This window comes from Thermincola ferriacetica (genome assembly GCF_001263415.1).
GTDB classification, from domain to species: domain Bacteria; phylum Bacillota; class Thermincolia; order Thermincolales; family Thermincolaceae; genus Thermincola; species Thermincola ferriacetica.
The window spans coordinates 14,777-36,844 of sequence record NZ_LGTE01000028.1; the positions used below are offsets into that span (position 1 = coordinate 14,777).

At 46.6% G+C, this 22,068-nt stretch carries 20 protein-coding genes and 2 riboswitches; of the genes, 9 read left to right on the plus strand and 11 right to left on the minus strand.

Annotated elements, in window-relative coordinates; genetic code table 11:
• Nucleotides 1-58: 58 nt before the first annotated feature.
• From Tfer_RS13720 to Tfer_RS13740, 4 genes are all read right to left on the minus strand, one after another.
• Nucleotides 59-2,575, minus strand: a complete 2,517-nt coding sequence (locus Tfer_RS13720) for a sugar phosphate nucleotidyltransferase (RefSeq protein WP_052218892.1) — start codon at nucleotides 2,573-2,575, stop codon at nucleotides 59-61.
• 5 nt (nucleotides 2,576-2,580) lie between these two features.
• Nucleotides 2,581-3,843, minus strand: a complete 1,263-nt coding sequence (locus tag Tfer_RS13725) for a glycosyltransferase family 4 protein (protein WP_083436967.1) — start codon at nucleotides 3,841-3,843, stop codon at nucleotides 2,581-2,583.
• 198 nt (nucleotides 3,844-4,041) lie between these two features.
• Nucleotides 4,042-4,407 carry a carbohydrate-binding protein gene (locus tag Tfer_RS13735; RefSeq protein WP_052218895.1) on the minus strand — a complete coding sequence of 122 codons (366 nt, stop codon included), beginning with the start codon at nucleotides 4,405-4,407 and terminating at the stop codon, nucleotides 4,042-4,044.
• Between the two features lie 95 nt (nucleotides 4,408-4,502).
• The gene (locus Tfer_RS13740) at nucleotides 4,503-5,327 is read right to left on the minus strand and encodes a tetratricopeptide repeat protein (RefSeq protein ID WP_052218896.1); all 825 of its coding nucleotides are present in this window, start codon (nucleotides 5,325-5,327) and stop codon (nucleotides 4,503-4,505) included.
• Between the two features lie 76 nt (nucleotides 5,328-5,403).
• A riboswitch (cyclic di-GMP riboswitch) is annotated at nucleotides 5,404-5,503 on the minus strand.
• 172 nt (nucleotides 5,504-5,675) lie between these two features.
• A riboswitch (purine riboswitch) is annotated at nucleotides 5,676-5,777 on the plus strand.
• 329 nt (nucleotides 5,778-6,106) lie between these two features.
• Between Tfer_RS13740 and Tfer_RS13745 the strand changes: the two genes are divergently transcribed.
• The 6 genes from Tfer_RS13745 to Tfer_RS13770 all read left to right on the plus strand — a co-directional run bounded on the left by Tfer_RS13745 (nucleotide 6,107) and on the right by Tfer_RS13770 (nucleotide 12,586).
• Nucleotides 6,107-7,216: a BMP family ABC transporter substrate-binding protein gene (locus Tfer_RS13745; protein ID WP_052218897.1), complete on the plus strand. Its 1,110-nt coding sequence runs from the start codon at nucleotides 6,107-6,109 to the stop codon at nucleotides 7,214-7,216.
• Between the two features lie 107 nt (nucleotides 7,217-7,323).
• Nucleotides 7,324-8,844, plus strand: coding sequence for an ABC transporter ATP-binding protein (locus Tfer_RS13750; protein ID WP_052218898.1), 1,521 nt, complete (start codon nucleotides 7,324-7,326; stop codon nucleotides 8,842-8,844).
• A complete protein-coding gene (locus tag Tfer_RS13755; RefSeq protein ID WP_052218899.1) occupies nucleotides 8,841-9,941 on the plus strand; it encodes an ABC transporter permease in 1,101 nt (366 codons plus the stop codon). Before Tfer_RS13750 ends, Tfer_RS13755 begins: the two co-directional genes overlap by 4 nt.
• On the plus strand, nucleotides 9,942-10,892 hold the full coding sequence (locus tag Tfer_RS13760; protein ID WP_052218900.1) for an ABC transporter permease: 951 nt from the start codon (nucleotides 9,942-9,944) through the stop codon (nucleotides 10,890-10,892).
• Between the two features lie 15 nt (nucleotides 10,893-10,907).
• Complete coding sequence (locus Tfer_RS13765; RefSeq protein ID WP_013119762.1) at nucleotides 10,908-11,477, plus strand: xanthine phosphoribosyltransferase; 570 nt, start codon at nucleotides 10,908-10,910, stop codon at nucleotides 11,475-11,477.
• Between the two features lie 128 nt (nucleotides 11,478-11,605).
• Nucleotides 11,606-12,586 carry a cation diffusion facilitator family transporter gene (locus Tfer_RS13770; RefSeq protein ID WP_052218901.1) on the plus strand — a complete coding sequence of 327 codons (981 nt, stop codon included), beginning with the start codon at nucleotides 11,606-11,608 and terminating at the stop codon, nucleotides 12,584-12,586.
• 522 nt (nucleotides 12,587-13,108) lie between these two features.
• Here the strand turns inward: Tfer_RS13770 and icd are convergent.
• From icd to gatC, 6 genes are all read right to left on the minus strand, one after another.
• Entirely contained in the window at nucleotides 13,109-14,404 is a 1,296-nt protein-coding gene (gene icd, locus Tfer_RS13775; RefSeq protein WP_052218902.1) for an NADP-dependent isocitrate dehydrogenase, read from the minus strand.
• 86 nt (nucleotides 14,405-14,490) lie between these two features.
• A complete protein-coding gene (gene nifV / locus Tfer_RS13780; RefSeq protein WP_052218903.1) occupies nucleotides 14,491-15,627 on the minus strand; it encodes a homocitrate synthase in 1,137 nt (378 codons plus the stop codon).
• Between the two features lie 184 nt (nucleotides 15,628-15,811).
• Nucleotides 15,812-16,822 carry a chymotrypsin family serine protease gene (locus tag Tfer_RS13785; protein WP_052218904.1) on the minus strand — a complete coding sequence of 337 codons (1,011 nt, stop codon included), beginning with the start codon at nucleotides 16,820-16,822 and terminating at the stop codon, nucleotides 15,812-15,814.
• A 222-nt stretch (nucleotides 16,823-17,044) separates the two neighbouring features.
• Nucleotides 17,045-18,493 (minus strand): Asp-tRNA(Asn)/Glu-tRNA(Gln) amidotransferase subunit GatB, encoded by a 1,449-nt coding sequence (gene gatB / locus Tfer_RS13790; protein ID WP_052218905.1) that lies wholly within the window; start codon nucleotides 18,491-18,493, stop codon nucleotides 17,045-17,047.
• 11 nt (nucleotides 18,494-18,504) lie between these two features.
• The gene (gene gatA, locus Tfer_RS13795) at nucleotides 18,505-19,962 is read right to left on the minus strand and encodes an Asp-tRNA(Asn)/Glu-tRNA(Gln) amidotransferase subunit GatA (protein ID WP_052218906.1); all 1,458 of its coding nucleotides are present in this window, start codon (nucleotides 19,960-19,962) and stop codon (nucleotides 18,505-18,507) included.
• 42 nt (nucleotides 19,963-20,004) lie between these two features.
• Nucleotides 20,005-20,286 carry an Asp-tRNA(Asn)/Glu-tRNA(Gln) amidotransferase subunit GatC gene (gatC, locus tag Tfer_RS13800; protein WP_013119756.1) on the minus strand — a complete coding sequence of 94 codons (282 nt, stop codon included), beginning with the start codon at nucleotides 20,284-20,286 and terminating at the stop codon, nucleotides 20,005-20,007.
• Nucleotides 20,287-20,467: 181 nt separating this feature from the next.
• Here gatC and Tfer_RS17175 point away from each other — a divergent pair, with 181 nt between their 5' ends.
• Together Tfer_RS17175 and Tfer_RS13805 are read left to right on the plus strand one after the other, a co-directional pair.
• Nucleotides 20,468-20,593, plus strand: coding sequence for a hypothetical protein (locus Tfer_RS17175; protein ID WP_013119755.1), 126 nt, complete (start codon nucleotides 20,468-20,470; stop codon nucleotides 20,591-20,593).
• Between the two features lie 247 nt (nucleotides 20,594-20,840).
• Nucleotides 20,841-21,158 carry a DUF6951 family protein gene (locus Tfer_RS13805; RefSeq protein ID WP_052218907.1) on the plus strand — a complete coding sequence of 106 codons (318 nt, stop codon included), beginning with the start codon at nucleotides 20,841-20,843 and terminating at the stop codon, nucleotides 21,156-21,158.
• A gap of 220 nt (nucleotides 21,159-21,378) precedes the next feature.
• On the opposite strand, the gene Tfer_RS13810 is transcribed toward Tfer_RS13805, so the two are convergent.
• Complete coding sequence (locus tag Tfer_RS13810) at nucleotides 21,379-21,564, minus strand: hypothetical protein (protein ID WP_052218908.1); 186 nt, start codon at nucleotides 21,562-21,564, stop codon at nucleotides 21,379-21,381.
• A gap of 125 nt (nucleotides 21,565-21,689) precedes the next feature.
• On the opposite strand from Tfer_RS13810, the gene Tfer_RS16645 reads away from it, so the two are divergent.
• Nucleotides 21,690-22,068: hypothetical protein (locus Tfer_RS16645; protein ID WP_052218909.1), on the plus strand; the 379-nt coding region annotated here is incomplete at its 3' end.

A 22,068-nucleotide genomic window follows, 5' to 3' on the forward strand; every position in this document is an offset into this window, starting at 1 on the left:
GCAGCACAAGCTCCGTGGTAGTGGAGGACCCCACCTACCCCTTCAATACCCTCCCTTATCAATCACCAGGCTGCTTCTCATTAACCAATTGCTTAATCTTATCCACGTAAAAATCAGCCAGTGATTCGGCAATCTCAAAATTGGCACCTTCCGTATAGACATGGTAGAGAGGTTTTTCCACATCAGGCAGGATTAAAGCCCACCCGTCCCGGTCAAAGATTTTTATGCCGTCTATTACTTGTACTTTTTTCCCCCTATTTTGCCCAACACAATCCTCTCCACCATGTTCCTCGATTAAGCTGCGCATCACTTTACCTTTGTTTTCCCAACTGCAGTTGACCGATTTTTTCCGGTTATAAACTTTGGGCAATTCGTCTATAAACGAAGAAAGTTTTGTATCCCCGGCCGCCAGAAAATCGAGGATTCCCACCAAACCGGCAATTCCGTCAAAGGCCAATAGATACTGCGGGATTTCCTGAGTTTGCATAATTTCGTCTTTCAACAGTTCCTCAAAGTATTGCTGCGGTAAACTTTTTGTCCTGATAACCTGAGCCTCAGTTTCACGGGCAACCATCTCCACAAGTCCTGGCATGGTTACCGGTACGGCAACCTTAAGTGCTTGCTTTTTATCCCTGCCCTGCGACCTTTTCAAAAGCATGGCCGTGGTCAAGGTAAGGTAATCGTCCTTGCCAAAAACACGCCCTAAATCGTCGATTAACTCCAACCTTTCTCCTGAACTGCCCAATACAACCCCCAAATCGGCTTGTTCGTGTATAATCATTTGTCTTAATCGGGCCAACAATTCCTGTTCTGAAAAGGTGACACCGTTTTCAGCCGGCGCTATCACCATCTGACACCCCAGCTTTTCCATGAGGGAAACCAGCAGGTTTTTGTTTAGTCCCCTGTTATAAACAAAGACTTTCGGCTTGCGCCGGGCTATCCTTTCTACGTTTATAAAGGACAGGATATTATCTAAATATTTATCGTATATACCGGCGTAATCTGTAATACTGCCTATCCTGTTTGCCGGCGCCCTGCCGAAATCTTCCCGCTGCAGGTGGTTTTCAATCTTTCTTTCTATATTTCGTGATATGGGGATTCCTCTGGCATCAGTCATCCGAATAACCAAGTTATTATTTTCCTCGGCCAGCATAACGTGGAGGCCGCCTTTGGCGCCCAGAGATTTAACGGCAAATCTGTGCAGAGGCACCGGAACCTGTCCTATATCCACTACTTGGCAGCCCACGGATAATAGGCCGGAAGCTAAGGCCAGCTTGACCATAAGGCTGGCCGGAATCTCATCAGAACTGAGGATAATTTTTTCACCGGCGCCCATGACGGCCCCAAAGGCAGCCCCGATTCGGGCGGCATATTCAGGCAGTATTTCCGTATTGGGCGCTCCGGAAATGCCCTCCAATCCAAAAATGTTTTTTGTGCCGGTTTTGCTCCAGACAAGATTGTCCTTCTGTATGGTTTCTTTCTCGATTACTTTATCCGGCCAGACTTTCACCCCCGGGCGAACTTTCGCCATTGTTTCCACGGTCACCCTGTCGCCCAAGACAGCTCCTTCAAAGACTGCGCTACGGGATTGCATCTTCACCTGGGAGCATAAAACAGCGCCTCTTACTTCCGCCATCGGTTCCAAAACAACACCATCCCAGAGGACAGATTTTTTAATGGATGAGTTGGCCCCTATCCGGCAATTCGGCCCTATAACGGAGTACGGGCCTATTTCCGCGCCCTGCTCTATAACGGTATTGTCGCCTATAATTATAGGACCGTAAATATTGGCTCCTTTGCTAATGGCTACATTTTTGCCCAGCCAGATTTTACCCCCCTGCAATGTTTCCCTGATTTCCGTTACAGTAGCTGTTCCGCTTAAAACATCCATATTTGCTTGCAAATACTGGGCCAAACCCCCTATATCACACCAGTAACCATCGGCCAGATAACCAAACAACGGCTTGCCCTCCCGCATCAGCAAAGGAAATAAGTCCTGACTGAAATCAAACTTGGTTTTGTCGGGGATATAATCCAAGACCTGAGGTTCGATAATATAGATACCGGTATTTACCGTATCACTGAAAACTTCCCCCCAACCCGGTTTTTCCAAAAAACGCCGGATGCCGCCGTTCTCTGCCGTAATCACCACGCCATATTCCAGGGGAATATTGACCTTTTTCAGGACCAGGGTCACCCAGGCACCGTTTTTTTTGTGAAACTCCAGGGCGCTCTCCAGATCAAAATTCGTGAGGGCATCTCCGCTGAGAACGAGGAAAGTATCTTTGATAAAAGCCGAAGCGTTTTTTACGCTGCCTGCTGTCCCCAGTGGAACGTCTTCGATAAAATACTGCATTTTTACGTTAAATGCTGACCCATCCCCAAAATACTCAGTAATTTCCTGGGGTAAATATTGAAGAGTTACTCCTATATCATTCCAACCTAATTTGCACAAAAGGTCGACTGTGTGTTCCATTACCGGCTTATTTACCAAAGGTACCATGGGTTTGGGCCTGTCACAGGTGAGCGGCCTCAGCCTGGAACCTTCGCCGCCGGCCATGATAATTGCCTGCACTGATCTTATCTCCTTTCTTGTCCAAAAATATTGTACCGACCAAAATTCCGGAATTTTTCCTGTACCAGACTAAGTCGTTTGCGAGCCATCCAGGTATCGGTCTGCCAGTTTACTGATTTGGCTTCATTTACAATTTCCTTGTAAACTTCCGCTGTCTGGCCTGCAATGGCATCCCAGCTATATTTTTTAATCACCTTTTCATAACCTGCCTTTTTCAGCCGTTGAGCCAATCCAGGATCGTTGAATACAGCCAGGATGTTATCAGCCAGGGACTGAGCAGAACCAGGATAACATTTCAGCCCATCCACGCCGTGTTCAACTATTTCCCTTAAACCGCCTGTGTCGCCCACCACTACCGGAGTTTTCGCGGCCATAGCTTCCAGGGCGACTATCCCAAAAGGTTCATAAAGGCTGGGAAAAGCGGCTACCGTTGCCTGCTGATAAAGCCGGTTTCGCTGCATGTCATTGACATAACCGGCAAATTCTACTTTCCCGTTGAGGCCCAAACCATGGGCTATGGCCCTCAGGTAATCTTCATACGGCCCTTTGCCGGCAATTACAATGCGCGTATCCGGATATTGCGAAAGTATCCTGGGCGCTGCTTCCAACAAAACCTGGACGCCTTTTTCCCTAACTAATCTGCCGATGAAGAATATCATCTTGCCCCGTTCTTCCCGGATACTGGCAGGTGCCTGAAAATCTTCCGGTTCAACCCCATTGGGAATTATTCTAATTTTGTCTCCGGGCAACTGGAAGAAGTTTTTTAGTTCTTGCTCCATGTACGAACTGCAGCAAATGACTCGCCACGCTTCATAAGTTAACCACCATTCTACATCGCTGATGTACCGCTGGTTGTCATTATGCAAACCGTGGTTGCGCCCGTATTCGGTGGCATGAATTGTGGCCACTAAAGGAATCCTATAAGCATGTTTGACAGCCCGACCAGCATATGCCACCAGCCAGTCGTGGGCATGCACAATATCGACACCGTCGATAGAATTAAGAAGAGTTACTGCATACTCCAGCATACTGAGGTTCAGGTGCAAAATCCAGGTACGGAAATCAGGCGCTGAAACAGCATAGGAATGCACCCGGTGAACCTGAACGCCGTCAATGTTTTCCACTGGTTCAGTATCAGGGCCTCCACATGTCACCACATATACCTGATGACCCCATTTGGCCAAAGCTTTTGACAAATAGTAAACATGCTGAGCTAAACCACCCACACTTTTGGGCGGGTACTCCCAACTGAATATAAGTATGCGCAAACCTTTTGACCTCCTTTGATTATAAATTTTTACAAAGCTTTATATGTTGTATTCTTCCTACGGGCAAAAAGCATTATACATAAAGGAAACGAAGGCTTACGCCGTTTTTCCGCCCATAAAAAAACCCCCACAAAGGGGGGATTACTGGTCAACTTGCCAAAGAGCTTTCTCTGTACAAAGAGGGCAACCGGCAGCAAATTAATAGGTTTTTCCATGGTGAATTTCAAAACTCCAGTTCAGGCCGTTATTGTTATCCCAGTTATTAGCACTGTCCTTAAAACAGAAGTTTAATCTGGTGGGGTCTGTCACCTGGAACGTATACTCCCAACCACGGCCGGTTTTAAACATCTTCAGGTCTTTCACATCATGCCAGTTGTTATGGGGACCAAAACCGTAATGCAGCCAAATTCCGTCAGCTCCTGATTTGGCAAGTAACCCATTATAGATTACATTGATGTGTTCTCCCTGGGTGATGGGAGTAGGATAGACGGTAACACCCGCACTTTCGTCAGCACTATAATTATTTTTCATATCGATAGTGGGATGGCTTTCTCTAATATCCATTAATTACTCCTCCTGTACAAGATATTGGACTGCATTTATATTATTTATCCCGGCCATAGATTTAATTATGGTAATTAATGTGGTAATAACAAAAACTAATAAGCAGAACGCCCTCTTAACTGGATGCGGTTAATAGCATCCTGAGCATCCTTTCTTATTTTATTAATCAGTGCCGTAGAAGCCAGATTATCTCTGTTCTCTTCCCATGTGAGGGCATTATTGGCCCAGTCCACTATCTTTTTATACAAGGACAATGCTTTGGCTTTGTCCACTGTTTCCAATACCACAGCCGTATGATAGGTTTGGGAAAGGTTGTCCGGTCCTGCCTGCATAAGGGCCTGAAAAACCGGCAACGCTTCTTTCGCTTTTCCGGCCCTATAAAGCCCCCAACCATAAGTATCCATAACTTCCTTTGTTTTTTGGGGCAAAGCATTATATATTTCAGCGGCTAATTTATTACCTTCGTTGAAATTACCCGTGTCTATTAAAACCGCTGCCAAAAGATTCTTTTTTCCCGTATTAGTGGGGTCTGTTGCCAATAACAACCGGGCTGTTTCAACATACTTTTTCTTTTCACGGTCAGTTAAGCCTTCCAGTTGGTTCTTGTAACCATAGGCTACAGCCAGTGTGTCCAGAAACTTTTCGGACTGCCGGCCCTGTTCAAAAGCTGATTCGCCTATTGATATAGCTTTATCAAAAAACCCCGCCCGGGTTTCATTAACCATCTGCACAACAACCCGGTCAATATCAACCTTTTCCTGATCGCCTTTTGCCGGTTTCTCACTAAGCCGTTTGACCTCGTCTTTCTGTACCGACAACTGTGATTTGGCAGCAAATGGGTTCATACTTTTGCCGGAACAACCTGCTAGCAAAAGCGCTCCCACCAAAAAAGTCGCGCAAAAGAGGATACCCTTTTTCATGGAGCAAACCCTCCTTGATAAAATATGTAAATAAAAAACCCTATTATCTTGTAGACAATAGGGTAACTACACATTTTTCGGCAGCCTGGCAATCATAGAATAATGACCACTGAACACCATTCCGTAGACCCATGGCTTTGTGTCCTTATCTTTCGATAAGTTTACCCTTTTCACCAAGAAATTTTTAATTTTTAATGCTTAATTCTTGATTTATCATGTTCTACCGACAAGTAGATTTTTCCTGCACATCCGTTGCATTTTGGCAAAAATAGTACCCTGGCATTAGGACTATAGCACTAGTAATTTTTTCCTTGAAAAATGTCGATTTTTATGTTACATTATTTTTGAAATTAAACATGAATAAATACTCGTATATCTTTGAGAATATGGCTCAAAAGTTTCTACCGGGCGACCGTAAATTGCCCGACTACGAGTGAAACAATCCACCATTATATATTGGTTCAGTTCTTTTAGAACTGGCATCTAGGGCAATCCGGCTCAGATGAGGGTTTTCACTCCGGAAGCGAAAACTACCATCTGAGTTTTTATTTTGCTTGGGTCGCCGTTTATGAATTAGTTTACTGGTGTAAGGGTACCGCGCAATTTTATACCCTTTTGTTTCACTGTGTCAGTAGACAAGCTTTGGTCATATTTTTTTATTTGTTTTAACAATTCAACTTTCGCCGCCTTCCGCTAAGTTATAACTTATTGTTTCGCCAATACAGTACTAATAGAACTGCGAAAGTTGAATTTAAAATAACAAAAAAAGGGGGAGAACTATGAAAAAGATTCTGGCGCTCTTTACCCTGCTGCTATTTGCTGTTGTAACAGTAACAGGTTGCGGCGGCGGTAAGGCAGAAAAAGCCGCCACAGAAAAGGCGGCGACAGAACCTACAAAAGTTGGCTTTATCTACATAGGCCCTGTAGGTGACGCGGGTTGGACCTATGCCCATGACCAGGGGCGTAAATACCTGGAGGAAAAGGTTCCCAACATCAAAACCATTTACATGGAGTCAGTACCTGAAAATGCCGATGCTGAACGCGCTCTGGAAAACCTTGTTCAGCAAGGCTGCAAGATCATCTTTGCAACCAGTTTTGGTTACATGGATGCTGTTCAGAAGGTAGCCGCGAAATACCCCGATGTGGTTTTCCTGCATTGCTCCGGCTATAAAACAGCTAAAAACGTCGGTACATACTTCGGGAGAATTTACCAGGCTCGTTACCTGTCCGGTATCGCAGCAGGTAAAACCACTAAAACCAACACTATCGGCTATGTTGCCGCTTTCCCCATTCCTGAGGTTGTACGGGGCATTAACGCCTTTACCCTCGGTGTACGTTCAGTAAATCCTAAGGCAAAGGTAAAAGTAGTTTGGACCAATACCTGGTATGACCCTGCCAAGGAAAAAGAAGCCGCCAAGAGCCTCCTGGAACAGGGCGCTGACGTAATAGCCCAGCATCAGGATACACCCGGTCCTATGCAGGCGGCCGAAGAAGCAGGCAAATTTGGCATCAGTTACAACTCCGATATGAGGAAGTTTGCTCCCAAAGCAGTTTTGACCGGCCCAGTTTGGAACTGGGGACCTTATTATGAAAAAACTGTCAAGGCCATTCTTGACGGCACCTGGAAATCCGAACAATATTGGGGGCCCATGGCTGACGGCGTCGTAGACCTGGCTCCTTACGGCGACATGGTTTCAGAAGACATTAAGACCGCCATTGAATCGAAAAAACAAGAAATTCTCAGCGGTAAGTGGGATGTATTCTTCGGGCCTATCAAAGACAACACAGGTAAAGAACGTGTTCCTGCCGGGCAAGATCTAAGTGACAAAGACAAGCTTAGTATGGACTGGTTTGTCGAAGGCGTAGAAGGAACTGTTCCCAAACAGTAAAGGGGCCCATTCTTAATAATGCCCATTTTCAAATAACTGTGCTATCCGGCTGCTGGCCTTCGGGTCAGCAGCCAACTTTTGATAAAGCTTTTCAGGAGGAGTGCTTAATGAAAGCGCCACTTGTAAAAATGCAAGCCATAACTAAAAAATTTCCAGGGGTTATTGCCAACCAGGATGTAAATTTTGAACTTCTCCCTGGAGAAATCCATGCCCTGCTGGGAGAAAACGGCGCAGGCAAAAGTACGCTGATGAGTATATTAACAGGCCTCTATATGCCCGACGAAGGAGAAATATATATCAGGGGTCGGAAAACCCGTTTTTCCTCCCCGCGCGATGCCATTGACGCAGGTATAGGCATGGTTCATCAGCACTTCCGCCTGGTGCAGTCCTTCAGCGTTGCAGAAAACATTATAATGGGCTCAAAAGAAGAAGGTTTCATTATCAATATGAAAAAAGTTCAGGATAAACTGGCCCGATTCTCGGAGGAATATGGCTTGAAAATTGACCCCAGAGCGAAGATTTGGCAGTTATCCGTGGGAGAGCAGCAAAGAGTTGAAATTATAAAAATGCTTTACCGGGGAGCCGAAATACTGATATTGGATGAACCGACGGCTGTATTGACACCTCAGGAATCAAGGGAACTCTTTGCTACTTTGCGACGGATGGCTGACCAAGGAAAAGGAGTTATCGTAATCACCCATAAACTGCAGGAAGTCCTGGATAATGCCGACCGGGTGACTGTCCTGCGCGACGGAAAATCTGTGGGGACTTATATCGGAAAAGAAATTGACAACAAACATCTGACCATGGCTATGGTCGGCAGGGATATAAATTTAAATGACAACCTGCCTTTTACAGACAAGGGAGATATTATTCTGGAACTTAAGAATGTATCAGCCCTTGGAGACCGGGGCCAACGGGCGCTAAAAAACCTCTCCCTCCAGGTTAGGCAGGGTGAAATACTGGGTATAGCTGGAGTTGCCGGCAATGGCCAAAAAGAAATGGCGGAAGTAATTGCCGGCCTTCGGGAAGTCGCCGCAGGGGAACTGCTGATACGGGGACAGCATTTCAACGGCAAAAACGCCCGGCACATGATAGATGCAAAGGTAAGCCTTATTCCGGAAGATCGCCTGGGAACCGGGTTGGTTGGGAGTCTTAATGCCCTTGATAACAGTATTTTAAAGAATTACCGGTCTGAATCCATTGGCCGGGGCTGGTTTATCAACTGGAAAAGAGTGCGTGCCTTTGCCCACGAACTGGTAGAACGTTTCGATATTAAGCTGGCGGGACTCGATGCACCGGTCAAGCTTTTATCCGGAGGAAATCTGCAAAAATTACTGCTGGCGCGGGAAATCTCAGGTAATCCGGACGTAATAGTGGCTGTCTATCCTGTCCGCGGCCTGGATATAGGGGCTGTTGAAACAGTACGCAGAATACTTCTGGAACAAAGGTCAGCCGGTAAAGGCATTATTCTGATATCTGAAGAGCTTGAAGAACTCTTCACTTTATCGGACAGGGTTGCAGTTTTGCACGAAGGGGAAATTATGGGTATCCTCTCCAGAGAGCAGTTTGACATAGAAAAAGTTGGCCTGATGATGGCCGGCCAAACAAAAGAGGTGAGTATATGAGCGGGCTGCCGATAGGTAACCACCGAGTGTTGGTTTTCGAAAAAAGGGATGATACATCTAAAACAGCCATGGTTTTAAACCCTATCCTTTCGGTAATCCTAGCCCTCCTCGTGGGCGCGGTATTTCTTGCTGTATCGGGACATAATCCCCTTGAAATTTATTCAGCCATGATAACAGGCGCCTTTGGTTCCTCCTACAGTCTGTCGGAAACAGTTGTAAAGGCTACGCCCTTGCTCTTGTGCGGTCTGGCCGTTTCCATAGCTTTCAGGATGCAGTTGTGGAACATTGGCGCTGAAGGCCAGTTTTATATGGGCGCTGTCGCCGCTTCCTGGTTTGCCCTCTTCCACAGTACAGGCTCCAGGTTTCTTGATCTTTCCCTCATGTTGCTGGTAGCATTTCTGGCCGGCGGTTTGTGGGGCCTGCTCCCTGCCGTGCCAAGGGCTCTGTGGAAAGTAAATGAAACTATTACAACCCTAATGTTGAACTATGTAGCTATTCTCTTTTCAAATTACCTTGTTTATGGCCCATGGAAGGACCCGAAGGGCATGAACTTTCCCCTGACGGCAATATTCCCTTCCAGTACTCTTCTACCCGTCCTTGGAAACACAAGAATTCACCTGGGCCTTATCTTTGGCCTGGTCTTGGCGATCATCCTTTACATCGTCCTCTGGCATACCAAGTGGGGCTATGAAATAAGAGTCATCGGCGAAAGTCCGGTAGCAGCCCGTTATGCAGGCATGAATATAGCAAAAAACATCCTGCTGGTTATGGCCTTAAGCGGTGGATTAGCCGGGATAGCCGGTATGACCGAAGTCTCCGGGATCACTCAACGGCTGCAGCCAAACTTATCCCCTGGATACGGATACTCGGCTATTATAGTCGCCTGGTTAGCAAGGCTTAATCCCTTCGCCATTATTCTGGTTTCTTTCCTGTTTGGCGGGCTGATGGTTGGCGGCTATAACATGCAGACCTTAGGTCTGCCGGCATCTGTAGTATCTATGCTGCAGGGCGCTATCCTCTTCTTTATCCTGGGAAGCGAGATTTTTACCAGGTACTCGCTAAAACTCAAGGCCACCCAAAAGAAAGGAGTTGTCTAAATGAACGAACCTTTGGTGGTAATCCTCTTGGCTACAGCAATTACGTCAGGAACACCGCTTCTTTACGCTGCCCTTGGCGAAATCCTTTCAGAACGGGTAGGCATACTAAACCTGGGAGTAGAAGGAATGATGTTAGTGGGGGCGGTTTCCGGTTATATTGTCACGGTGCATACCCACAACCACTGGATGGGTATCCTCGCCGCTATGGCAGCAGGCGGATTAATGGCCGCCATACATGCTTTCCTTGCAGTTACTCTGAGAGCTAACCAGGTTGTCAGCGGCTTGGCCCTAACCATTTTTGGCACAGGATTAAGCAGTTTTCTGGGCAAGCCTTATATAGGTCAGCCCGTACCAGATGTCTTTAAGCCTGTGGTCATCCCCGGCTTGTCAAAGATACCTTTCCTGGGCCCTATCCTGTTTCGGCATGATGCTCTTGTTTACCTGAGCTTTTTATTGGTGGCCGTCCTCTGGGTGCTCATTTTTCATACCCGTTGGGGCCTAAACATGCGGGCAGTAGGCGAAAACCCCGCCGCAGCCGACTCAATGGGAATACCCGTTTACTTAACAAGGTATATATATGTTATCATCGGCGGAATGCTGGCCGGCATTGGCGGTGCTTACCTATCCCTGGCCTATGCGCCGTCCTGGATAGAAAACATGACTGTAGGACGGGGCTGGATCGCGGTGGCCCTGGTAATCTTTGCGGTATGGCACCCCGGAAAGGCTCTGGTAGGAGCCTACATTTTCGGCGGGGTGGACTCCCTTGGATTCCGTATCCAGGCCCTTGGGGAACAGGCCTCTTTCCTTAAAACCATTTCACCGTTTTTCTTACAGATGCTCCCTTATGTAATGACTATAATAGTACTTATCTTTATCACAAGTGAAACTAAAAGACGCCGGGTCGGGACTCCTGCCGCTTTGGGGCTCCCTTATAACCGGGAAGAAAGATAGCAAGGAGCTGAAAAAATGGAATTATTAAAACAAAAAATTCGCGAGCACGGTATAGTCGTCTCAGACACAGTCCTAAAGGTTGATTCTTTCCTGAACCACCAACTGGACCCTGAATTAATATTAGAAATTGGTAAAGAAATTGCAAACCGGTTTAAAAACGACGGCGTTACCAAAGTACTGACCATTGAAGCTTCCGGAATTGCCGTAGCTCTTGCTGCCGCCATGGAACTTAAAGTACCGGTGGTTTTTGCCAAAAAAAATAAGCCTTCCACCTTGCAGGGTCAGATTTATTCTGCCCTGGTGCATTCTTTTACTAAAAATGAAGACGTAACCATCAGCGTATCGGCCAACTACCTGAAACCTAGCGACCGGGTTCTAATCATAGACGATTTCCTGGCCATGGGCGCCGCCTCAAAAGGGCTGGTAGAAATCGTCCGTCAGTCCAAAGCCCGCCTTGTTGGGATAGGTATTGTGATAGAAAAAGGTTTTCAGTCAGGAGGCCAGGAACTGCGTAACCAAGGAATCCGGGTGGAATCCCTGGTTACGGTAAAAAGTTTAGCTTCCGGGCAAATTGAGTTTTGCTAGCCTAATTCTGATTGCACCTCGCCCCTGGCGAGGCTTTTTCATTGCGGAAAAACCGTCTTTACTTAAAAACCTGATTATGCTAGAATTGTTTTTGTTTATATATATTAATTTCCAAAGGAGAGAACAGAATGTCCGCGGAAAGTAAAGGCGCGATAAAAGCTGCGTTGTTAGCCAACGGTCTTATAGCGGTGATGAAGCTTGTGGGGGCAATTATGAGCGGTTCCGCTTCTATGCTGGCAGAGTTTAAACACTCGGTAGGTGATTGGGCTAATGGTTTCTTTCTGCTCATAGGAATCCAGCAGTCTGAAAAGCCAGCAGATAACAAGTACAATTTCGGTCACGGGAAAAAGGCCTTTTTTTGGTCCTTTGTAGCCAGTCTGGGATTGCTGTTTATAGGTGGAGCCCTGTCAATTTACGGAGGAATCACTAAGGTAATTCACCCCGAACCCCTGGAGCATGTTACCCTTAACCTGGGCATCCTGGGACTAAGCATATTATTTGAGCTCTTTTCTTGTTATAAGGCAACAGTAGCCATATGCCACGAAGCAGGCGATAGTACAAAGGGCATCCGTGCAATTGGCAAAGCCTTCAGATACCTATCTCAAAGTCCTCCCGCCACCAGGTTTGTCTTCCTGGAAGACATGGCAGCCCTCCTTGGCCTAATTATTGCCGGAATCGCCATTGGAATTTCAGTGGCCGCTGATAATACCGTTTTTGACGGTTTAGCATCGGTCATTATCGGGCTCATCCTTTTTGCTATCGGTGTAACAAGCGCCAAAGATAATATGGAGGCTATCACGGGTGAATCTGCAGATATGAACACCACCCTTGAAATCGGTAATTTTGTAAAAACGATTAACCACGTCAAAGATGTAAACAAAATCAAATCTATGAGCGTAGGGCCCAACAAATATCTTTTTTACCTTGTCCTGGAAGCTGATGAACACATTCAGCTTAAAGATTTGGATGACCTGGCCCATGAAGTCGAGTTTAAACTGAAAGATAATTTTGAGCAGGTGGAGTTTGCCCATGTTATGTTTATAGCCGATAACTGTACTGATGACTGGGGAACCCACTGCAAAAATGTGAACGGTAACCTTCCAGCATAAACCTGAAGCCTACAATAATTGCAACGCCTGCCTAAATGCCTGTCCTACTGGCGCAGTCTGCCAGGACCCAGGGGAGAAAAAACTCATGCTGAATGCTTCATGTGTGACCGCTGCCGCGAAATATGTCTTGCTATCTTCAAACATGCGGGAACCCCTTGTCTTTTTGTCTGCGGTTTTACGGGCACAGTATCGCTCCCTTGTTAATATTTGTCTGTCACAACTCCTAAAGAAGATGCCTTAATAAAGGGTACGGTAACCGCTACTCCCTGAACTTTGTAATCGTCTTTAGTTATTTTCCCATCCTTACCCGCCAAATTAATGAAAACTCGTTCAAATTCCCCCTTTAATAAACAATTTGGCCGGACAAATGTATACAATTGGACAAAAAATTTTTGGCGCCTGATAATAAAAAGGATAAGTAAGCATTAAAAAAAGGTCGAATGGTTCCTTAGTTATACACAGGACCATTGACCTCTTTTGCATTTACCTTCAGATGCTGCACCCATTATCCTAAATGCGCTTCTACAGGTTTTTGATTACCTCATTACCGAATTCTGAACACTTGACTTCCTTGGCATTTTCCATCAGACGGGCAAAGTCGTAGGTTACAATACCACTGACTATGGTTTTTTCCAAAGCATTATAAATTAATTCAGCGGCTTCCTTCCAACCCAGGTATTCCAGCATCAGTACACCGGACAACAGTACGGAACCCGGGTTAACCTTATCGAGACCGGCATATTTCGGCGCTGTTCCATGGGTTGCCTCAAATACAGCATGTCCAGTTACATAATTTATGTTGGCCCCGGGGGCAATTCCAATGCCACCGACCTGAGCGGCCAAAGCATCAGAAATATAGTCGCCGTTCAGGTTAAGAGTGGCAATAACATCATAGTCTTTGGGCCTGTGCAGTATTTGCTGCAGAAAGGCATCGGCGATGCAATCCTTGATAATTATTCTACCTGCTGCTTCTGCTTCAGCTTGGGCCTTACTAGCAGCCTCTGTTCCTTCAGCTTCCGCAATCCTGTCATATTGAGCCCATGTAAACACCTTGTCCCCGTATTCCTTCTCGGCCAATTCATAACCCCAGTTCTTAAAAGCTCCTTCTGTAAATTTCATGATATTGCCTTTATGCACCAGGGTTACGCTTTTCCTACCGTTGGCCAGGGCGTATTCTATGGCGGCTCTTACCAGCCGGAAAGTACCCTCTTTGGATACAGGTTTAATACCAATACCGGAAGTTTCCGGGAAGCGAATTTTTTTAACTCCCATTTCTTCCTGCAGGAATTTGATAACCTTTTTAACTTCTTCACTGCCTTCCGGCCACTCTATCCCGGCATAGATATCTTCGGTATTCTCCCGGAATATTACCATATCTACCAATTCGGGATGTTTGACTGGCGAAGGCACTCCCTGGAAGTACCTTACCGGTCTCAAACATACGTATAAATCCAATTCCTGGCGCAGGGCCACATTCAAAGAACGGATCCCCCCGCCAACGGGAGTTGTCAGGGGCCCTTTTATTGCTACTATGTATTCCCTGATAGCGGTTAAAGTATCGGCAGGCATCCATTCGCCAAATTTATTAAAAGCCTTTTCGCCGGCATAGACTTCATACCAGGCAATTTTCTTCTTTCCGGCATAAGCTTTCTCGACCGCCGCATCCAAAATCCGGGACGCTGCAGCCCAAATATCCGGACCGATTCCATCGCCTTCGATGAAGGGAATTATAGGGTTGTCCGGTACATTAAGTTTTCCGTTTTCCAGCGTAATGGGAGTACCTTCTCTGGGTAAATCGTATTTTTCGAATTTGACCAAACTCCATCACCTCTTGTGCTTTTTATCCCCACTAATACATAATATCACATCATCCCAAAACAGGAAATTATTATTTTCTCCAAAACCTAAAGAGGTTTTTTCCCGAAAACTTCTTCATAAATATATACCAGCTCTTTATCAAACAAAGACCTTTTTAAGGCCACGGCATGGGACCGAATTTTTGGCAAAAGCTGGGCTGCGTCCGCTTCGCTGAGGTGGATGCCGTATTCAGCAAACTTCATCATTAAAGCCTTGGAACCTGAATGTTTGCCGATTACTATTTGCCGCTCCAACCCCACTTCTTCCGGGGCAAATACTTCGTAAGTTATAGGGTTTTTAATAGCGCCGTCGGCATGTATGCCTGATTCATGAGCAAACATATTTGACCCTACGATGGCCTTCCAGGCAGGGAGTTCCCGCCCGGAAGCGAGGGAAACGTATTCGGCCAAATCCCTGAACATATTGGTCTTGAATCCCAGGTCAATTTGCCAGATATGCTTGAGAGCCATCACCACTTCTTCCAGAGCAGCATTACCGGCGCGTTCGCCCAAGCCCATAACGGTCACTCCCACGTGGGAAGCGCCGGCCTTTATCCCGGCTAGAGCATTGGCCGTAGCCATACCGAAATCATTATGCGTATGCATTTCTATATCAATATCAACGTGTTTTTTTAACGTCTGGATATTTTCATAAGTAGTAAAAGGATCCAAAATACCTATGGTATCGCAATACCTGATTCTGTCTGCCCCCGCTTCTTTAGCCGCCCTGGCAAACTGGATAAGAAACTCCATATCACTGCGGGAAGCATCCTCAGCATTAACGGAAATATAAACCCCTTCCTTTTTGGCAAATTCAACGGCTTTGACCATATTTTCGAGCACCCATTCGCGTGATGTCTGTAGTTTATGCTGAATATGTATATCTGAAGTAGATATGGAAATCGCCACAGCGTCCACGCCGCACCTTAGAGTCTCTTCAATATCGGAAATAACTGCCCGGTTCCATCCCATAATACTGGCCTTCAGCCCGAGCTTGACGATCTCCTTAACGGCTTTTTCTTCATCACCGCCCATGACCGGAATACCGGCTTCTATCTGGTGAACTCCTAATTCGTCAAGCATCTGGGCAATTCTTACCTTTTCCTTGTTCGCAAATACTACTCCGGCCGTTTGCTCCCCATCGCGTAAAGTTGTATCCACAATTGTTATCTTTTTTTCCATCATTATTCCACCCCTCTCATATACAGCATTGGTTCTTTTCCAAGAGAGCCATATAATCTAATTCTAACACGAAATCTTTTTTTTGAGAAGCCACAAATTTAGAATATATTTGTTGTTTACCAGGTACAAAATAATGATAAAATTAAAATTGGCACCTTTTCTTGGGTGCCAATATATAAACTATTCCTTAAAAAGTGATAGATAATTTATCCATAACATTTTGTATCCTATTTAGTATAGTCACCTTGTCGGAACCTGCAAAAAGCAGCCCTACGGCGCGGTTCTGTTCATCCAATACCAAAGAACCGCTGTCGCCGCCCTGGGACATACCTGAAGCAATAATCTGGTCGGCAAAAACCGCTTCCGTTCCGTCACCCATATCAACCTGGACCGTGGCATTGACCGCTTTGACCTGCCCTTTTGTCACTCCGGTGGTCCTGCCGCTTTTCTTTATGTTCATCCCTACCTCGGCTTCAGCCACTCCTTTGACCGGACCAATATCCAGGATAGTCGGGTCAAGCCGGTTGGGATCGTTGGGTTTGGCCAGGGCCGCATCTATAATATTTGCCGTTTGTGTTTTCCGCAGGACCTTGACCACATACTTAGGAGCCACCATTTTTACCAGCACGTTTGCCCAAAACTCTGCTGCCGCTGCTTTTGCGCACGCCGGCTGGACCGTTTCCCGGTGCACCGGAACAAACTTGTATAAAGTGCCTATTTCATCCTTTCTCGTCCCCCCATCATGGGGTCCGGGCTGTAAAATGGGATCTCCTATCTTGGCTCTGCCGTCGTTACCGTTGCTTCCGTTGGCAAGGACATGGTTGTTTGACAATATGAGCAGTTGCCCGGTCTTTTTGTCCTTAACCACGGCCCCTAACGTTCCGGCCGTAATTTTATAATGCCCGATACTTACTCCCGGTTGTACTTTTTTATATTTTATCGTCCGGCTGGCCTGCAGTTTAATATCCCCGACTTCGATTACATCGGTGGGAATGCCGTTTATCTCTTTAGGAACAATATCGTGTACTCTAAGCTCGCTTTCAGGAAGTTTTTTCTTTACCAGAACAACAATGCTCATCGGCGCATCCGCACTGCTTATCGACCTGACCATCTTTTTGCCCATGCCCACTCCGCAGACATTGGCCCTGGAAAATAATGAATTTTGATATTTTTGAATCGTAGCTTTAATCTTCTCCATTTTCTTACCTCCCTCCCGCTTAAGGTCATTACATTATATGCAGACCATAAAAATTAGGGAAGAAGGGAAGAAAGGTTTTCAATGGGAAACCAAATTTATACCATTGGCAAAATAATCTCTACCACTGTATCCTCGCCCGGGTGTGCTTTAAATTTTCAATGTTCCTCAAAGAAAAAAGGCAGCCTATTGGCTGCCACAACACGCTGTTCAACAGTTTATGGTTTAGTTGTTTAACCGTTCCTTTAAAAGTTTATTCACAATTTCCGGATTGGCCTTCCCTTTGGTTGCTTTCATGACTTGTCCTACAAGGAAGCCCAAAGCCCTGTCTTTCCCGTTTTTGTAATCTTCCACAGATTGCGGATTGTTGGCAATTACTTCATCAACCAGGGCAGCAATTGCCGATTCGTCAGAAATCTGAACCAAGCCTTTGTCCTGAACGATCTTTTCCGGTTTTTCACCGGTGGCAAACATTTCTTCAAAAACAGTTTTGGCTATCTTGCCGCTGATAGTGCCTTTATCGATTAACGTCAACAGTTCAGCCATATTTTCCGGAGAAATCTTGCACTCGGTAATATCAATATTGGCCCCGTTCAGGTGCTTGAGCAATTCGCCCATGACCCAGTTGCTCAATGCCTTTGGGTTGTCGTAGTATTTGAGGCACCGGTCAAAGTAATCCGATAAGGCTTTGGAAGCTGTAATTACTTCAGCGTCATATTCGGGCAGTCCATACTGCTCGACATAACGGGCCTTTCGCTGGTCAGGCAGTTCGGGCAAAGTAGACTTGATTTTATTAACCCATTCTTCATCTATCACAAGGGGTACCAGGTCCGGGTCGGGGAAGTACCTGTAGTCATGGGCCTGTTCTTTACTACGCATTGATAAGGTAATGCCTTTATTTTCATCCCAGGTTCTGGTTTCCTGAACCACCCGGCCCCCTTCTTCCAGGATCTCAATCTGCCGCTGCACTTCGTATTCCAGCGCTCGCTGCAGGGCCCGGAAGGAGTTCATATTTTTCAGCTCTGTCTTAGTGCCGAATTCTTTTTGGCCCACCGGGCGCACGGAAATATTGGCGTCGCACCGTAACGAACCCTCTTCCATTTTGCAGTCAGATACATCAATATACTGAAGAATAGCCTTTAATTTTTCCAGGTACAAACGTGCCTCTTCCGGCGACCTGATATCGGGTTCGGAAACGATTTCCACCAAGGGTACGCCGGTCCGGTTATAATCTACCCGGGAATACTTGGAGGAAGCAATGGTAGCGCCTTCATGTACCAGCTTTCCGGCATCTTCCTCCATATGCACTCTGGTAATACCGATTCGTTTCTGCTCACCGTTCACGGTAATATCCAGGTAACCGTGCTCAGCAATGGGCAAATCATACTGTGAAATCTGGTAGTTTTTGGGCAGGTCGGGGTAATAATAGTTTTTCCGGTCAAATTTACTGAATTCAGCAATCTTACAGTTTAAAGCCAATCCTGTCTTAATTGCGAATTCTACAACTTTTTTATTCAAAACAGGCAAAACCCCGGGCAAACCTAAACATACGGGACAAACATGAGTGTTGGGGTCGCCCCCAAACTCCGTTGATGAACAACAAAATATCTTGGAATCAGTTTTTAATTCAGCATGGACTTCCAGACCTATTATTACTTCATAATCCGCTGACATCGCTGCACCTCCTATAAACTGGGCTTGGCTTTATGATGGTCTGTGTTCTGTTCATAGGTATAAGCAACCCTGAACAAAGTTTCCTCTCCCAGGGGCTTGCCAATTAACTGCAAGCCAACAGGCAGACCTTGACTTAAGCCGCAGGGTATCGAAATACCCGGTATACCGGCCAGGTTAACGGCAATGGTACAGATGTCGGAAAGGTACATCTCCATCGGGTTGTCCGATTTTTCGCCGAATTTGAAGGCCGTCGAAGGAGATGTAGGCGTCAAAATAACATCATATTTTTCAAAAGCCCGGTCAAAATCCTGTTTAATCAAAGTCCGCACCTTTAAGGCCTTCAGGTAATATGCGTCATAATAACCGGAACTTAATGCGTAGGTGCCCAGCATGATCCTCCGTTTAACCTCGGCGCCAAAGCCCTCACTCCTGGTTTTCATATACATGCTGACAATATCGTCGGCTGATTCGTCCCGGTAGCCGTACCCTACCCCGTCGTAACGAGCCAGGTTGGAACTGGCTTCTGCGGGCGCCAGTATGTAATAAACGGGCAGCGCATATTCCGTATGAGGCAGGGACATCTCTTCACAAACCGCTCCCAGGGATTCAAATTTCTTAATAGCATCCTCTATAAGCTCCCGCACATCAGGCTGGATGCCTTCCACAAAGTACTCCTTGGGAATACCGATTTTAATGCCCCTTACGTCGTTAACCAATGACTTTGTATAATCAGGTACATTGTAATTAACCGATGTAGAGTCACATGGATCATGGCCGGCTATGGTATTCATAATAATGGCCGCGTCCGTAACGTCTTTGCTGAAAGGCCCGATTTGATCCAGCGATGAAGCGAAGGCCACCAATCCATAACGGGAGACCAAACCGTAAGTCGGTTTCAAGCCAACTACACCACAGAAAGATGCCGGCTGCCTGATGGAACCGCCTGTATCGGAACCCAGAGAATAAACGGTCTCATCTGCCGCGACAGCAGCAGCCGAACCGCCGCTGGAACCACCGGGTACCCTTTCCAGGTCCCACGGGTTTCTGGTGGGAAAGAACCTGGAGTTCTCCGTCGAAGAGCCCATGGCAAATTCGTCCAGGTTGGATTTGCCAATCATAACCGCTCCGGCGTCAGCAAGTTTTTTCACTACCGTAGCGTCATATGGCGGCACAAAATTATGCAACATCTTGGAAGAACAGGTGGTCAAAATGCCCCTGGTGCACATATTATCCTTGATAACAACAGGGATACCGGCCAGCGGGCCGATCTCTTCGCCTCTGGCAATCTTGTCATCAACCTCTTTTGCCTTGGCCAGCGCTATTTCCCTGGTCTGGGTTACAAAAGCCTTGACCTTATCTTCAACCTGGTCAATTCGTTCAAAAACCGATTTGGTTATTTCCTCAGAACTGACCTGCTTTGATTTCAGCAATTGGTGCAGTTCGTGAATGGTTTTCCGGTACAGCGCCAATCTGATTCCCTCCTATAGCTGAAAAATAAACAAAAAACGATGTTAAACAATTTTCGGAACCTTAAAGTAACCGTCTTCCCTCGCCGGAGCATTGGCCAGCGCTTCTTCGTTAGGCAGATGTTCACAGACCTTATCCTCTCTCATTACGTTCCGCAGGGGAAGTACATGAGCTGTCGGAGGAATATCGGTGGTATCAAGTTTGTTCAGAGCTTCAACATGATTTAGTATGTCGTTGAGCTGGGAAGCATACATTTCTTTTTCCTCTTCCGTCAGTTCAAGACGGGCAAGCAAGGCAACATGTTCTACCTGAGCTTTGGTTAACATCCTTTCACCTTCCTTAAATATAGTGACCAGTGATTAGTAGCCAGTCAACAGCGACTGGCGCCGGGTAAGGACAAGTTTTCACGATATTTAATTATACCAAATATGGCGATTGGTGGCAAGTTTCGCGCCTTTAATTAAAATAAGGCCAATGAGGTAAAATACTGTTAAAGGAGTGGATGAAATGGAAATAATCTATAAGGTTAAGTATGACCCAAAAACAAAATTGCCCCGCATCAGGTGTTACGGATACATTTATAGCGCCAACGGGGCCAAAATTCCGGTGATTTTGCCGAAAAGGCCTGTTTAGGGATTTGCTTTGGGTTGGACCTGGTCCAACTTTTAGGGCTGTCAAAAGTTATTCCGAAAAACAATTAGGGGAGGTTAAATGTTTTCAAAAAATTTAACCTCCCCTTTTCCTATTATGCAAATATATTGGTACGGCCTACCATTGTCAGCCTTTTTGTCCGGGTGTATAATTGCATTAAACATAGTATTTATGTAATTTCCCCACAGACGGACTTTGGAATTAACAACAACCTTAAGGAGGTATATCCATGGTCAAAGCAAAAATCAACTCCGGCGCCTGTGGCTTTGAAACAACAGTCCAGGCAGAAGCCGGCCCCGACTATCTGGCCGGCGTAAAAATCACCAGCGGCTGCCAGCACATAAACAAAATGGCAGAAAAACTGGGCACCCTGAACGTCATGAGCGAACTGTTCAAAAAAGGGGAATCACAGGTTTTAGCCGCGGCTAAAGAAATCCTGCCTCACCTTACCTGCCCGGTTCCCATTGGTATTCTAAAGGCAATTGAAGCCAGCGCGGGCATGGCTCTACCTAAAGATGTAACTATTACTTTGGCAAAGGGCGAATAAAGGGTGGGTGAGGTGGCCCGGCTACCCCGGAGCTTGGTGCTGGAGAATGGCGGCAGGGTAGGAGGGTGTCTCCGCTACCTGGGAGCTTGGTGCTGCAAACCCTGGCCGTTCAGGCAGCGTTCCCGAACTCGATGGCTCATGTTGCATTTCTAATAAGTCAGGCCGCCTCCCGTCCGGTCACTCAGCATATGTTGCGTGCCGCAGATAGGAAAAGGGGAGGTTAAATGATTCCTCCGCTCCGGGCGAAATCTCCATCGGATAACTGCTCCCGCTTACGCGGCCCGCGGACCGATGGACGATTTAAGCCCCGCTCCGGAAAACATTTAACCTCCTTTATCAACATCCCGGGGCGCCCTATATAAGTTGAGTGCCGGACTTCCCGGCGGCCTTCGCCATCTTCGAACATGCGGGAACCCCCTGCCTGCCCGGCTGCGGTTTTGCGGGCGCAGTCGCTCCCAAACGGTAGGCGGAAAACCCTGCCCACCCTGCAGGGTATGAGGAAAAGTAGCCGCTGCCCGGTGAAACAATAAGTTGCGACCTGGCGGAGGGCAGATAGCCGGTGTTGACGACAGTGAGGGCTTGAAATCACTGTTTCCGGCATGGACGCCGGAAACCCGGCCATTGAGTCAGGACGACGATTTGGCCGGGTTCAGTGATTTCAACCGAGCGGAGTTTACACCGGCTCTGCCCGTAGCCCCGGAGCAACGGTTGTTTCACCGGAAGATCGGCCAAGCCTTACTCTCTTCCAGGCCGGGTGTAAATATCATCATACATATTCCCCAGGATGATGACGGAGTCTTCTTCACAGATTTCCAGTTCTCCCGTCATGCCGAAGTTGTTTATGTTGCTCACGGTCACGTAATACCTGCCCTTGTCAATATTTTCTTCTGTGGCGCTGTAATTGTTCAGG